Origin of the sequence: uncultured Negativibacillus sp. (assembly GCF_944388365.1) — a bacterium.
Lineage (GTDB): Bacteria > Bacillota > Clostridia > Oscillospirales > Ruminococcaceae > Negativibacillus.
In genome coordinates this window covers 1-12,179 of sequence record NZ_CALXIN010000055.1, presented here as the reverse complement: position 1 = coordinate 12,179, position 12,179 = coordinate 1, and the positions used below count along the sequence as shown (strand labels likewise).

Genomic DNA, 12,179 nt, shown 5'->3' with positions numbered 1-12,179 from the left:
GATCCTGTACAGGATCTTCTCCCCTTCCATAACCACAACCTTAACTGTTGTAGAGCCAATATCAATTCCCACGTTTTTTTCCACTGTTTTCTCTCCCGTCATTCCTCTGAAAAGGGCCGCTATTTTGGCTTAACTAAGCCAAAAATGCAGCCTTTTTAAAAGTTGTGATTTGTCTTGTTAGGCCCTGACAGTCTCTGCTGTAAGCCAACATCGCAAACTGTATTTTTTCTGCTAAAACTTTCCTATTTATTAGCGTGCTATAATTTCACGCAAACCATATTATAAAGCTTCTGCAAAAAAGTGTCAATTATTACAAAAAGAAATTCACATTCTATTCAGAATTACTTCCTTCGGCAAGCCTCTTTCTCCTTTTTTTACATTCTGCAGCCTTTTTTGTATGAAAAATGTCAATATTTTGCTTTTGTTAGCAAAAGTACTTGACAGATTGCTCATTCAGGCGTATATTTTTTACATCGTTATTCCGGCGCGAAAAACACATGCCGGAACAGGAGGACTTTTTTATGAACCGCAATCAGATGACAGCCTTTTATTTTGCATACTTTTTTAGCTTTGGCTTTTGCACAGAGCGATTTTGTCATGCAAAATTAAAGATGACTGCCAAAAGAAAACGGTTGATGGCAGCGGCCTGTATCTAATTCGGCCGACTGACTGCAAAAAGGATTTTCCTGAAAAATATTTCTGGTTTAAAATCTGCCGATGCTTTTGGAGAACAAAAGCATCGGCTTTTTTGTTTTAGACCGTACACACAGAAAGGATTTGTTTTACCATGATTATTGTTTTGAAAAAAGATACTGCCCCTGATAAAGTCAACGAAATGATCCGCCGTTTCGAGGAAATGGACCTGCAGGTTCAGGAGATCCGCGGCGTCCATGAAACCATCCTCGGCCTGATCGGTGATACCTCCCGTCTGGACACCGACGACATCAAGTCGATGAACATCGTCGCTGAGGTAAAACGTATTCAGGAACCATACAAGAATGCAAACCGCAAGTTCCATCCAGACGACACCATCGTTGATGTCAGCGGACGCAAGATCGGCGGCGGACACTTCCAGGTCATCGCCGGCCCATGCTCGGTAGAAAGCCGTGAGCAGATGACCGCTGTTGCTGCAGCAGTCAAAGCTTCGGGCGCAGGACTGATGCGCGGCGGTGCGTTCAAACCACGTACTTCTCCATACGCTTTCCAGGGACTTCGTGCCGAAGGTATCGAGTACCTGCTCGAGGCAAAAAAGACCTCCGGTCTGCCGATTGTCACCGAAATCATGAACGCTGCTCATCTGCCGCTGTTTGAAAATGTCGATGTCATCCAGGTTGGCGCCCGCAACATGCAGAACTTCGAGCTGCTCAAGGAGCTTGGCAAGGTAAACAAGCCAATCCTGCTCAAACGCGGCCTTGCCAACACCATCGAGGAGCTGCTGATGAGCGCTGAATACATCATGGCTGGCGGCAACAAAAACGTCATCCTCTGCGAGCGCGGAATCCGTACCTTCGAGACCGCTACCCGCAACACCCTGGACATCTCCGCTATTCCGATCATCAAAAAGCAGTCCCATCTGCCGGTCATCGTCGACCCAAGCCACGCTTCCGGTATCCGTTGGATGGTACATCCGCTGTCGATGGCTGCTATCGCTGTCGGTGCAGACGGTCTGATCATCGAAGTACATGACCACCCTGAAGAGGCTCTGTGCGACGGTGCACAGTCGCTGACACCGGACCAGTTCGACGAGGTTATGCAGGACGTCAAACGCACCGTCACCTTCTTCGGAAAACAGATGGACTAATCCGATTTTGTCTTTGCTGTAAGGACAAATTCATCCGCACGTTTGGTCCAATTTTGTCCCTATATCAAGGACAGAATTGGACCTCTTCCCTCTAACCCGTATCGAAAGGAGTCTGTGTTCCCTTGAAAACCGTCACCGTCCACGCAAGCGTCCAGTATGACGTATTGATTGAAAAAGGCTCTCTTGCCCGCTGCGGCGCACTGTGCGCCAATGTATTTGAACCTTCCAAAGCTACCGCTGCCGTCATCGCCGACGACAACGTTGCTGCGCTCTACCTCGAACCGGTGGTTCAGTCGCTCAAACAGGCAGGCTTTTCGGTCTGCACCTTTGTCTTCCCTCACGGCGAGGACTCCAAGTCGCACGAGGTTCTGCTTCATATCTATGATTTCCTGATCCAAAATAATATCACCCGCTCCGATTTTCTGGTTGCACTCGGCGGAGGTGTGACCGGCGATCTGGTCGGATTTGCTGCCGCTACCTATCTGCGCGGCATCCGCTTTGTCCAGATTCCGACCACCTTCCTCGCTGCCATCGACTCGTCGGTCGGCGGCAAGACAGCGGTCAACATCCCAGCGGGCAAAAATCTGATCGGCGCCTTCCATCAGCCGTCGCTGGTGGTGTGCGACCCTGACACCTTCTCCACCCTGACGCCGGAAATCTTTGCTGACGGTTGTGCGGAGATGATCAAGTACGCGATGATCTGGAGCGAGGAGTTTTTGCAGCTACTGGAAAGCTGTGATATTCAGGAGCGTCTGGAGGAGATCGTCGCCTACTGTGTGGACATCAAGCGTCAGGTGGTGGAACAGGACGAACACGACACCGGCATCCGCATGATTTTAAACTACGGTCACACGCTGGGTCATGCCATCGAAAAGGTGACTAACCACGCCGTTTCTCACGGGCAGGGTGTGGCGATGGGAATGGTGCTCATCACCCGTCTGGGAATGAAGCTTGGACGCTGCGATGCCGCCTTGCTGCACCGCCTGTGCAGCGTGCTGGAGCGGTATCATCTGCCTTTCCACTATGACGGTGCGCTCTCCGAGCTTGCCGAAAGCTGCCTGCACGACAAAAAACGCAGCGGCAGCACCATCCGTCTGATCCTTGTTTCCACCGCAGGCAAGGCCGACATCCTGCCGATGGACACCGCCGAGCTGGAAACCATTCTGAAGGGGGAACTTCCATGTTAAACTATGCTGTCCATGGTCAGCTTGCCGGTGAGCTGCTTGCGCCGGTGTCTAAGTCCGACCTGCACCGGCTGATTCTGGCCTGTGCGCTGAGCAATGGCTCCAGCCTCATCCGCCGCTGCACCCTCTCGGAGGATATCCGCGCCACTGCTCGTGTGATGGAGACTGCCGGCGCTGCTGTCACCTTTGGCGACGACAACATTCTGGTGGAGGGCATCGGACAGCACAATGCGGAGCGTATCGACTGCGACTGCGGCGAATCCGGCTCGACACTGCGCTTTCTGGTGCCGGTGATGGCGGCGCTGGGACAGTCTGCGCGCTTTATTGGTCACGGAAGGCTGGCGCAGCGTCCCATGCAGCCGCTGCTTCAGCAGCTTGAGCAGCACGGAGTCACCTTCTCGCTTCCCGATAACGGCGACTGGCTGCCGATGGAGCTGGACGGCAAATTGCAGGGCGGCTGCTTCTCCTTTTCGGGAGATATCAGCTCCCAGTACATCACCGGCCTGCTGTTTGCACTGCCGCTGCTGCACGAGGACAGCCAGATTCGCCTGACCTCTCCGCTGCAATCCAAAGGCTATGTGGACATGACACTGCGGGTGCTGGAACTGTTTGATATCACCGTCCATCCTGTGGAAAACGGCTGGGACATCCCTGGCAATCAGCAGTACCGTACTCCTGGTCAGCTGGAAGCACAGGGCGACTGGAGCAACGCTGCCTTCTGGCTGTGCGCAGGCGCCATCGGAAACCATCCGCTCACCGTCCATGGTCTGGATTTACAGTCTTTACAGGGAGATCGTGCCGTCGCCGACCTCCTTGCACAGATGGGCGCACAGGTCACCACCGAGGGTCACAGCGTCACCGTCACTCCTGCGCCGCTCAAAGCAATCACCATCGACGGCGCACAGATTCCCGACATCATCCCTGTTCTGTCGGTAGTTGCGGCGGTCGCTCAGGGAGAGACCCACATCGTCAATGCGGGCCGTCTGCGCATCAAGGAGAGCGACCGTCTGCACGCGATGTACCAGTGTCTGAGCGCCATCGGCGCCGACGTCACCGAGCTTGCCGACGGACTGATCCTCTGCGGCAAACCACAGCTTCGCGGCGGAACGGTCGATTCGTTTAACGACCACCGCATCGCCATGTCGATGGCAGTAGCGTCGCTGGTCTGCAAAGAGCCGGTGGTCATCCGCGACCCGCTGTGCGTCAGCAAATCCTATCCCCATTTTTACAAGGACTTTCAAGCGTTAGGAGGAGATGTTCATGTCATCGACCTGGGGGCATAACCTCAAACTGTCCATCTTTGGCGAGAGCCATTCCCGCGGCATCGGCATTGTCATCGACGGCGTTCCAGCGGGCACCGTGATCGACTTTCCGCAGCTGCTCTCCTTTATGGCGCGCCGCAGCTCCAAAGGCGGCAAGCTCGACACGCCGCGTCTGGAAAAGGATTTTCCACAGATTCAAAGCGGTCTGCTGCCCGATCCGGACTGTCCTGACCGGCTGATTGCCTGTGGGACGCCCATCTGCGCGCTGATTGAGAACACCAACACCCAGTCCAAGGACTATGACCAGCTGCGCTCGGTCGCCCGCCCAGGTCACGCCGATTACACCGGCTATGTGCGCTACCACGGCTGCAACGACATCCGCGGCGGCGGACACTTTTCCGGCAGACTGACCGCGCCGCTGTGCTTTGCCGGCGCCATCGCCAAGCAGTATCTGGCGGCGCGCGGCATCGAGATAGGCGCGCACATCGCCTCGGTCGGCAGCATCAAGGACCAGAGCTTTGACCCTGTCTCCCTCTCGGCGGATACCCTGCGCGGAATGGGACAGAAGTTTTTCCCTGTTCTCGACGATGCCGCCGGAGAACAGATGCAGGAGCTGATCTCTCAACGCCGCGAACAGCTCGACTCGGTAGGCGGCACCATCGAATGTGCTGCCACCGGACTGCCTGCCGGTATCGGCGACCCGATGTTCGACTGTGTAGAAAGCAAGATCGCCTCGCTGACCTTCGGAATTCCCGCGGTCAAGGGCGTTCAGTTTGGATTGGGCTTCTCTTTTGCAGAGCTTTCCGGCAGCCAGGCAAACGACCCGTTCTGTATGCAGGACGGAAACGTCCGCACTGCCACCAACAATAATGGAGGCATCCTCGGCGGCATCACCAACGGCATGCCGCTGCTCTTCTCAGCGGTGATTAAGCCCACTCCTTCCATCTCCCAGAGCCAGCGGACGGTCAACTTCCGCACCGGCGAGGAGGTCACCCTCTCGATCACCGGACGCCATGATCCCTGTATCGTTCGCCGTGCCGTCCCCTGCATTGAATCAGCCGCCGCGATTGCGCTGATGGATCTGGTGCTTGGCAGCAAGGAGGTGCAGTGATGAAGGAGATCGAACGCATCGTCCGAAACAACGAGCAGGACCCCTCCTCTCCTGCCAAGGTTGCCTGTCAGGGTGTGGCAGGTGCTTTCTCTAACCGTGCCTGTCTGGACGTATTCGACACGCCGGACATCACCTTCTATCCTCACTTTGAGGACGTATTTCAGGCGGTGAGCCAAGGGGAACAGCGCTACGGCATCATCCCGATCGAAAACACGCTGGCTGGTTCGGTCACCGACAACTACGACCTGATGCTGCAGTATCACCTCTACATTGTCGGCACCGTCAAGGTCAAGATCGAACATTCGCTGCTGGTTCTGCCCGACGCCCAGCTTGACCAGATTCGCAGCGTCTATTCCCACGAACAGGCGCTGCATCAATGCTCCGACTTTTTTAAGGCACATCCGCAGATGGGCGCCCATCCCTATTCCAACACGGCTGCTTCCGCCAAATTTGTGGCAGAGCAGGGTGATCCCTCCCTTGCTGCCATCGGCTCACGGGAATGTGCGCAGATGTACGGGCTGAAGATTCTGTGCGAAGCCATCCAGAACCGGCGCGACAATTTTACCCGCTTTGTGGTGCTGGCAAAGCAGCCGGTCGAACATCCCGACTGCAACCGCATCAGCCTGATCGTCCGCGTCAAACACGAGGCCGGTGCACTCTACGGAGCACTGTCCCGCTTTGCCGACCAGAAGATCAACCTCCTGAAGCTTGAGTCCCGTCCTATTCCCGACAGCCCGTTTGAGTTTATGTTTTACTGGGATTTTTCGGGCAATCTGCAGGAGGAACGGGTGCAGACAGCGCTTGCAAACTTAAAACACGACATTGATTATCTGCAATTTCTGGGCAACTATCCAGAAGCATAAGTATCCATAATACAACGATATTCGCCCTTTGTTTTTATGCAATTTATATAGAATCAGGCGATGTCGATGTAAACATTCTAATAAAATTCCTGGGATTGGTTGAAAAAACTTCGTATTTGCGGTATGATATTCTCGTGTTATAAAAATATCGCAGACCAAAATCAAACCCGTGTGTACCTGTCTTTTTTGTCTACTGCACTTTTTTAGACATTTGCAGGAAAACTCGGGGAGCGGAGGTATCATATATGCACGAACCAACGATCTCTTTTTCGCTGCACGAGGACAAGGAAAAGGAAATCAAAAAAACGCTGACCGTCATCTATGACGCACTCAGACAGAAGGGCTATAACCCGATCAACCAGATTGTCGGCTACATTCTTTCGGAGGACCCGACTTATATCACCACCTACAACAACGCACGCAGTCTGATCCGCCGGATCGACCGCGATGAGCTGCTGCAGATCCTGGTCAAATCCTACTTAAACGACTAGGACCTGTTCGATTATGTTTGCACAATCAGTGACAGGACTTTGCTGCAAAAAGGCGTTGCGGATAGCCATGGGTGGCTGTCCGCTTTTTTGTCTGTACAGGCAAAGGGTTGCACAACCACGAAAGGAGTTTTGTCATGCCACAGGAATTTTTGAGGTATAAAGGAAGACCGCTGGTGCGCAGCGGAGAAACACTCTACTATGGCAGCATGGGAGACAAGTGTGTTGCCCATCTGCAGATTAAGAGCCAAAAGGAGGAGATGGGGCTGCCGATGGCCAGCAAGGTCGTGGTACAGCTGATCTCCACCGACGAGAGTCTGCCGCTGAAAGAGCGCATCCTCAACAAGGCCGAACGCGACGGTCTGTATGAGGCGCTGTCCATCGCCGACATCTGGATGGACCGTTACAACCGATAAGCTGCAAAGCAATAAAAATGAGCTGCTTTCCGTTTGGAAAGCAGCTCATTTTTATTGCTTTTATTCTTTGTCAATCCAGCTCACTGCCAGAACACCCATTCCCAGATGGTGTCCCAATACCGGTCCTACACCGTGATGCTCCAGCGGAACCTGTGCAAAGTGAACTTCCAGCTCCCGCTGCAGCTGTGCAAGCGCCGGACTTGTGCTGGAACCATTGATAATCATGCGTTCCGGTGCTGTTTCGATGGTTCGCACCAGGGCGTTGATCTGTTCGTTTCTGCCTCGTGCACTTCCCAGCGAAACTACTGCGCCGTCCTTGCAGCACAGCAGCGGGCGCAGATTCAAAATGGTGCTGACCGACTGGCGGACAATGCCGATGCGTCCGCTGCGGCGCAGTGCATCCATGCTGTCGAGCGAAAATACCACGCTGATGCGTTTGCGCTCCTCCTCAACACGCTGGGCAAGCTCCTGCAGACCCATTCCCTGTCCTGCCAGAGCGATTGCCTGCTGACACAGCAGCAGCATACCGCCGGCGGTACACAGCGAATCCACCACGATCACCTTTTCCTCTCCGCCATAGGTGGCGTTGATCTGTGCTGCCGCTGCAAAGGCGCTGCGGTAGGTGCCGCTCAGGCGCGACGAAATGACGATGCACAGCACCTGGTCGCCGCGGCGCACCAGCTCGGAAAAGGCTGAAACAAAACTTTCGACCGAAACCTGGTTGGTCACAAAGTTTTTATTCTGCAGCAGCGCCTCAAAGTTGCCGTTGCAGTCGGTGAAGCTCTCCAGATAGCGCTGTCCGTTGACGGTGTAGCCCATCGGCAGAACGGTCAGTCCCAGCTGTGCTGCCCGCTTTCTGGTAATATTGACGGTGCTGTCGGTTACAATTCTAATCATTCTGTAAACGCTCCCATCCTGCGAAATCTCTGGTAACGGCGCTCGGTCAGTTCCTGCGGGCTGAGGCGTTTTCCCTGACTGAACGCGCTGTACAGATCCTTTCTCAGCCGCGCATATACCCGCTCAAAGCCTTCCTTGGAGTCCTTCGGCTCTCGGATGGCGCGCTCGACAACATGCAGCCGGAGCAGCTCCTCAGCGGTCAGCTTCAGACACTCCGCAGCCTCCTTGGTTTTGGAAGCATCCTTCCACAGAATGCTGGCACAGCCTTCGGGCGAGATGACCGAGTAAACTGCATTTTCCAGCATCCATACCTCGTCGGCAACCGCCAGTCCCAGCGCGCCGCCGCTGCCGCCTTCGCCGGTGAGAATCGAAATGACCGGCACCTTGAGGGTCATCATCTCCATCAGGTTTTCGGCAATGGCCTGCGCCTGTCCGCGCTCCTCGGCGCCGATGCCGCAGTAAGCACCGGAGGTATCAACAAAACATACGACCGGACGTCCAAACTTTTCCGCCAGCTTCATCTGGCGCAGCGCCTTGCGGTAGCCTTCGGGATGTGCAGAACCAAAGTTTCTTTTAATCTTATCCTTGGTGTCCTTGCCGCGGTCGATGGCGATGGCAGTCACCGGCATATCATTGAGCCAGCCCACGCCGGCAATCACTGCACCGTCATCTCCAAAGCGGCGGTCGCCGTGAAATTCCATAAATCCTTCCAGAACGTTCCGGATAAAATCCGCGCCGCTTGGACGGCCCTTGGCGCGGGCAGCCGCTACACGTTTATAGGCTTCCATCTTCTGCCACCTCCTGTGTCTGCTCCTTCTGAGGCGCGCCATGCAGCGCCAGCACGCGGGTCAGATATTCCTTCTGCTGCGGACGCTCGACAATGGCATCGACAAAGCCCTTCTCCAGCAGAAACTCCGCACGCTGAAATCCTTCCGGCAGCTTCTGGCGGATAGTCTGCTCGATGACACGAGGGCCTGCAAAGCCGATCAGCGCTCCTGGCTCGGAAAGGATGATATCTCCCTCCATCGCAAAGCTGGCCGACACGCCGCCGGTGGTTGGGTCGGTCAGGAAGGTGACATAGAGGTTGCCCTCATCGCTGTGGCGTTTGACTGCGCCGCTGGTCTTTGCCATCTGCATCAGCGAAAGGATGCCTTCCTGCATCCTCGCTCCGCCCGAAACGGTGTAGCCGATGACCGGCAGATGATGTTCGGTGGCATACTCAAACAGGCGGGTGATCTTTTCGCCGACCACCGAGCCCATGCTGCCCATCATGAATCCCGCCTCCATCACAAACAGGCAGCAGCGGTACGAACCGATGGTACATTCGCCGCAGACTACGCCGTCGTTTTCATGGCTGTCCACCACGGCGCGGCGCAGTTTGTTGTCATAGCCTGGAAAATCCAGCGGATTCTGGGCTTTCATTCCGCGGTCGTGCTCGACAAAGCTGTCCTGGTCGGCAATCATGTCGATGCGCTGGCGGGCATTGAGGCGGAACAGATGTCCGCACTTGGGACAGGTATAAAACTGTGTGCTCATGACACTGGCAAACAGGATATTTCTACATTCCGGACAGGACACACACAGCTCATCCGGTACGGCCGGATGGATTTCGCGGGACGCCCGTCCATAGTTTTCCAGATCGTTCTTCGGTCTCTGGAACAGTTTTTTCGAAAGCATGCAGGTCCTCTCTTCCTCGGGCGCCCTCTAACTTTCGGGCGCCCTGCACAACATAATCTGATTACTGACCTCTCTTGGCCATAAAGTCGGTATAATAGTCTCCCGCCTTGAACGCAGGATCGTTTAACAGCTCCATGTGCAGCTGGCTGTTGTGGTCGACTCCCTCGATCACCAGCTCGCACAGCGCCGCCTGCAATTTGCGGATGGCCTCCTCACGGGTCTTGGCAAAGACGATCAGCTTGCCGATCATCGAATCGTAGTACGGCGGCACAAAGTAATCCTGATACAGCGCTGTATCAAACCGCACCCATGGACCGCCTGGGACGTGCAGCAGAGTGACTCTACCGCAGCTTGGACGGAAGTTCAGCTCCGGATTTTCTGCGTTGATACGGCACTCAATGGCATGACCGTTCAGGTGAACGTCCTTCTGCTCAAAGCCTAGCTTCTGACCGGCAGCGATGCGGATCTGCCATTTGACCAGGTCGTAGCCGGTGACCATCTCGGTGACGGTGTGTTCCACCTGCAGACGGGTGTTCATCTCCATAAAGTAGAAGCTGCCGTCTTTATCCATCAGAAATTCCACCGTACCGGCATTGCGGTAGTCCACCGCCTTGGCAGCCTTGGTCGCCACGTCGATCATCTTTTCTCTGGTCTTGTGGTCGATAGCACTGGAGGGACATTCCTCGATGAGCTTCTGGTTTTTGCGCTGAATCGAACACTCGCGTTCGCCCAGGCAGACCACATTGCCGTAGTGGTCGCACAAAATCTGCATCTCGATGTGTTTTGCCGGATACAGATATTTTTCCATGTACAGTCCGCCGTCGCCGAAGGCGCTCAGCGCCTCGCGGGAGGCACTCTGGTAGGCGTTTTCCAGCTCGGACATCTCCTTGACCAGGCGGATGCCGCGGCCTCCTCCGCCGGCAGGGGCCTTGAGCAGCAGCGGAAAGCGGATCTGCTCCGCCTGCTCCCTTGCCTCCTCGATGCTTGCGACCACGTCACAGCCCGGGATGACCGGAACACCTGCGGCACGCATCGTCTTGCGCGCCTCGTCCTTGTCGCCGGTCTTGGCGATGGTCTCGGACTTTGGTCCGATAAAGGTGATGTTGCACTCCTCACACAGCGCAGCAAAGCGCGCATTCTCCGAGAGCAGTCCGTATCCGGGATGGATGGCCTGTGCTCCCGAACAGATGGCTGCCGAGATGATGGCTGCCATGTTCAGATAGCTTTCGCCCACCGGTGCCGGACCGATGCAGTAGCTCTCGTCGGCAAGGCTGACGTGCAGTGCCTCGCGGTCCGCCTCGGAAAAGACTGCCACCGTCGAGATGCCCATCTCCTTGCAGGCGCGGATGATGCGGACCGCAATCTCTCCGCGGTTTGCAATCAGAATTTTTGAAAACATTCGCTTTTCCTCCATCCCGCAGTGATCGTTCTACTGCTCCTTGATGCAGGCAAAGGAGAACTCGCCGGAAACGCACAGCTTTCCGCCGACATAGCCCTTGCCCTGTGCAAAATAAAATGGCTCTCTTACCTTGAGCAGCTTGCACTGGATCTCCAGTTTATCCCCAGGCAGCACCTTGTTTCTGAATTTGACCTTGTCAAGGCTGGTGAAGTACGGAGTCACCTTTCCTTCGATTCTGCCTGCCAGCAGTACGCAGCAGGCCTGTGCCATCATCTCACACAGCACGACGCCTGGAACTACCGGATTACCTGGAAAGTGTCCCTTCAAGAACCACTCCTCACCGGTGATGGTGTAGGCGCCGGTGCAGGTGGTCGGCTGACCGTTTTCATCAAGCTGATCGTGGCAGATCTCTGCCTCATCGATCAGCAACATATTGTCCCTGTGCGGGAGGATCTGTTTGATTTCTTCCTGTGTCACTGATGCTTCCTCCCCGATTAAAAGATTTTAAACAAGGTCTGAGAGTATTCGACGACCTCGCCGCTGTTGACGCAGATGTCGACGATCTCGCCGTCCTGTTCGGCGGTGATCTCGTTCATCAGCTTCATCGCTTCGATGATGCACAGCACGTCGCCCTTCTTGACCTTGGAACCGACCTGGACATACGGTTGTGCGTCCGGCGACGGCGCCGCATAAAAGACGCCGACCATCGGAGATTTGACCTCGGTGATATGGTTAAAATCGATGCTGGAAGCAGCTGGTGCTTCCTCGACCGGCTGCTGAACTGCCGGAGCCGGAATCGGCTGCGGCAAAACAGCGGCTTCGACCGGCATTGGTGCCGGCGATACTGTCGATACAACAGCGCCGCCGCGCTCCATCTTGATGTCCAGCGCACCTTCGGTCAGGTGCACGGAGGTCAGTCCGGTTTCCTGCATGATCTTTGCAAGTTCTCTGATTTCCTGAATGTTCATAGCTTCCTCCTTCGAGTATGCTCTAAATCATTCCCCTGTTTTAACGCTGTACGGTTAAAAGGGGATGGCGTTCTGAATCAAACGGCAGACGCCTTCTATGTTATAAAAGATAC

General features: G+C 55.2%; 14 protein-coding genes. 8 read left to right on the top strand and 6 right to left on the bottom strand.

What is annotated here, in order from left to right:
• Positions 1-521: 521 nt before the first annotated feature.
• From Q0L39_RS08030 to Q0L39_RS07995, 8 genes are all read left to right on the top strand, one after another.
• Positions 522-656 carry a hypothetical protein gene (locus Q0L39_RS08030; protein WP_296628201.1) on the top strand — a complete coding sequence of 45 codons (135 nt, stop codon included), beginning with the start codon at positions 522-524 and terminating at the stop codon, positions 654-656.
• A gap of 131 nt (positions 657-787) precedes the next feature.
• Entirely contained in the window at positions 788-1,801 is a 1,014-nt protein-coding gene (gene aroF / locus Q0L39_RS08025; RefSeq protein WP_296628200.1) for a 3-deoxy-7-phosphoheptulonate synthase, read from the top strand.
• A gap of 122 nt (positions 1,802-1,923) precedes the next feature.
• Positions 1,924-2,988: a 3-dehydroquinate synthase gene (gene aroB, locus Q0L39_RS08020; protein ID WP_296628198.1), complete on the top strand. Its 1,065-nt coding sequence runs from the start codon at positions 1,924-1,926 to the stop codon at positions 2,986-2,988.
• A complete protein-coding gene (gene aroA, locus Q0L39_RS08015; protein WP_296628197.1) occupies positions 2,982-4,268 on the top strand; it encodes a 3-phosphoshikimate 1-carboxyvinyltransferase in 1,287 nt (428 codons plus the stop codon). The genes aroB and aroA overlap by 7 nt, the downstream gene beginning before the upstream one ends.
• Positions 4,246-5,358, top strand: coding sequence for a chorismate synthase (gene aroC, locus Q0L39_RS08010; protein WP_296628195.1), 1,113 nt, complete (start codon positions 4,246-4,248; stop codon positions 5,356-5,358). Before aroA ends, aroC begins: the two co-directional genes overlap by 23 nt.
• Positions 5,358-6,221 carry a prephenate dehydratase gene (gene pheA, locus Q0L39_RS08005; RefSeq protein WP_296628194.1) on the top strand — a complete coding sequence of 288 codons (864 nt, stop codon included), beginning with the start codon at positions 5,358-5,360 and terminating at the stop codon, positions 6,219-6,221. The genes aroC and pheA overlap by 1 nt, the downstream gene beginning before the upstream one ends.
• 245 nt (positions 6,222-6,466) lie before the next feature.
• Entirely contained in the window at positions 6,467-6,712 is a 246-nt protein-coding gene (locus tag Q0L39_RS08000; protein WP_296628192.1) for an IreB family regulatory phosphoprotein, read from the top strand.
• A gap of 134 nt (positions 6,713-6,846) precedes the next feature.
• Complete coding sequence (locus Q0L39_RS07995; RefSeq protein ID WP_296628190.1) at positions 6,847-7,125, top strand: hypothetical protein; 279 nt, start codon at positions 6,847-6,849, stop codon at positions 7,123-7,125.
• 60 nt (positions 7,126-7,185) lie between these two features.
• Here Q0L39_RS07995 and Q0L39_RS07990 read toward each other — a convergent pair whose 3' ends face one another.
• The 6 genes from Q0L39_RS07990 to accB all read right to left on the bottom strand — a co-directional run bounded on the left by Q0L39_RS07990 (position 7,186) and on the right by accB (position 12,066).
• Positions 7,186-8,022 carry a DegV family protein gene (locus Q0L39_RS07990; RefSeq protein WP_296628188.1) on the bottom strand — a complete coding sequence of 279 codons (837 nt, stop codon included), beginning with the start codon at positions 8,020-8,022 and terminating at the stop codon, positions 7,186-7,188.
• Entirely contained in the window at positions 8,019-8,810 is a 792-nt protein-coding gene (locus tag Q0L39_RS07985) for an acetyl-CoA carboxylase carboxyltransferase subunit alpha (protein ID WP_296628186.1), read from the bottom strand. Before Q0L39_RS07985 ends, Q0L39_RS07990 begins: the two co-directional genes overlap by 4 nt.
• Positions 8,797-9,699: an acetyl-CoA carboxylase, carboxyltransferase subunit beta gene (gene accD / locus Q0L39_RS07980; RefSeq protein WP_296628185.1), complete on the bottom strand. Its 903-nt coding sequence runs from the start codon at positions 9,697-9,699 to the stop codon at positions 8,797-8,799. Before accD ends, Q0L39_RS07985 begins: the two co-directional genes overlap by 14 nt.
• A gap of 61 nt (positions 9,700-9,760) precedes the next feature.
• Positions 9,761-11,098, bottom strand: a complete 1,338-nt coding sequence (gene accC / locus Q0L39_RS07975) for an acetyl-CoA carboxylase biotin carboxylase subunit (RefSeq protein ID WP_296628183.1) — start codon at positions 11,096-11,098, stop codon at positions 9,761-9,763.
• A 30-nt stretch (positions 11,099-11,128) separates the two neighbouring features.
• Positions 11,129-11,575: a 3-hydroxyacyl-ACP dehydratase FabZ family protein gene (locus tag Q0L39_RS07970; protein ID WP_296628182.1), complete on the bottom strand. Its 447-nt coding sequence runs from the start codon at positions 11,573-11,575 to the stop codon at positions 11,129-11,131.
• A gap of 17 nt (positions 11,576-11,592) precedes the next feature.
• Complete coding sequence (gene accB, locus Q0L39_RS07965; RefSeq protein WP_296628180.1) at positions 11,593-12,066, bottom strand: acetyl-CoA carboxylase biotin carboxyl carrier protein; 474 nt, start codon at positions 12,064-12,066, stop codon at positions 11,593-11,595.
• Between the last annotated feature and the right edge of the window lie 113 nt (positions 12,067-12,179).

Coding starts and splice junctions, on each gene's coding strand:
- Q0L39_RS08000 (WP_296628192.1), top strand. CDS start 6,467: ATGCACGAACCAACGATCTCTTTTTCGCTGCACGAGGACAAGGAAAAG.
- pheA (WP_296628194.1), top strand. CDS start 5,358: ATGAAGGAGATCGAACGCATCGTCCGAAACAACGAGCAGGACCCCTCC.
- Q0L39_RS07990 (WP_296628188.1), bottom strand. CDS start 8,022: ATGATTAGAATTGTAACCGACAGCACCGTCAATATTACCAGAAAGCGG.
- Q0L39_RS08030 (WP_296628201.1), top strand. CDS start 522: ATGAACCGCAATCAGATGACAGCCTTTTATTTTGCATACTTTTTTAGC.
- aroA (WP_296628197.1), top strand. CDS start 2,982: ATGTTAAACTATGCTGTCCATGGTCAGCTTGCCGGTGAGCTGCTTGCG.
- Q0L39_RS07985 (WP_296628186.1), bottom strand. CDS start 8,810: ATGGAAGCCTATAAACGTGTAGCGGCTGCCCGCGCCAAGGGCCGTCCA.
- accD (WP_296628185.1), bottom strand. CDS start 9,699: ATGCTTTCGAAAAAACTGTTCCAGAGACCGAAGAACGATCTGGAAAAC.
- aroC (WP_296628195.1), top strand. CDS start 4,246: ATGTCATCGACCTGGGGGCATAACCTCAAACTGTCCATCTTTGGCGAG.
- Q0L39_RS07995 (WP_296628190.1), top strand. CDS start 6,847: ATGCCACAGGAATTTTTGAGGTATAAAGGAAGACCGCTGGTGCGCAGC.
- aroF (WP_296628200.1), top strand. CDS start 788: ATGATTATTGTTTTGAAAAAAGATACTGCCCCTGATAAAGTCAACGAA.
- accC (WP_296628183.1), bottom strand. CDS start 11,098: ATGTTTTCAAAAATTCTGATTGCAAACCGCGGAGAGATTGCGGTCCGC.
- accB (WP_296628180.1), bottom strand. CDS start 12,066: ATGAACATTCAGGAAATCAGAGAACTTGCAAAGATCATGCAGGAAACC.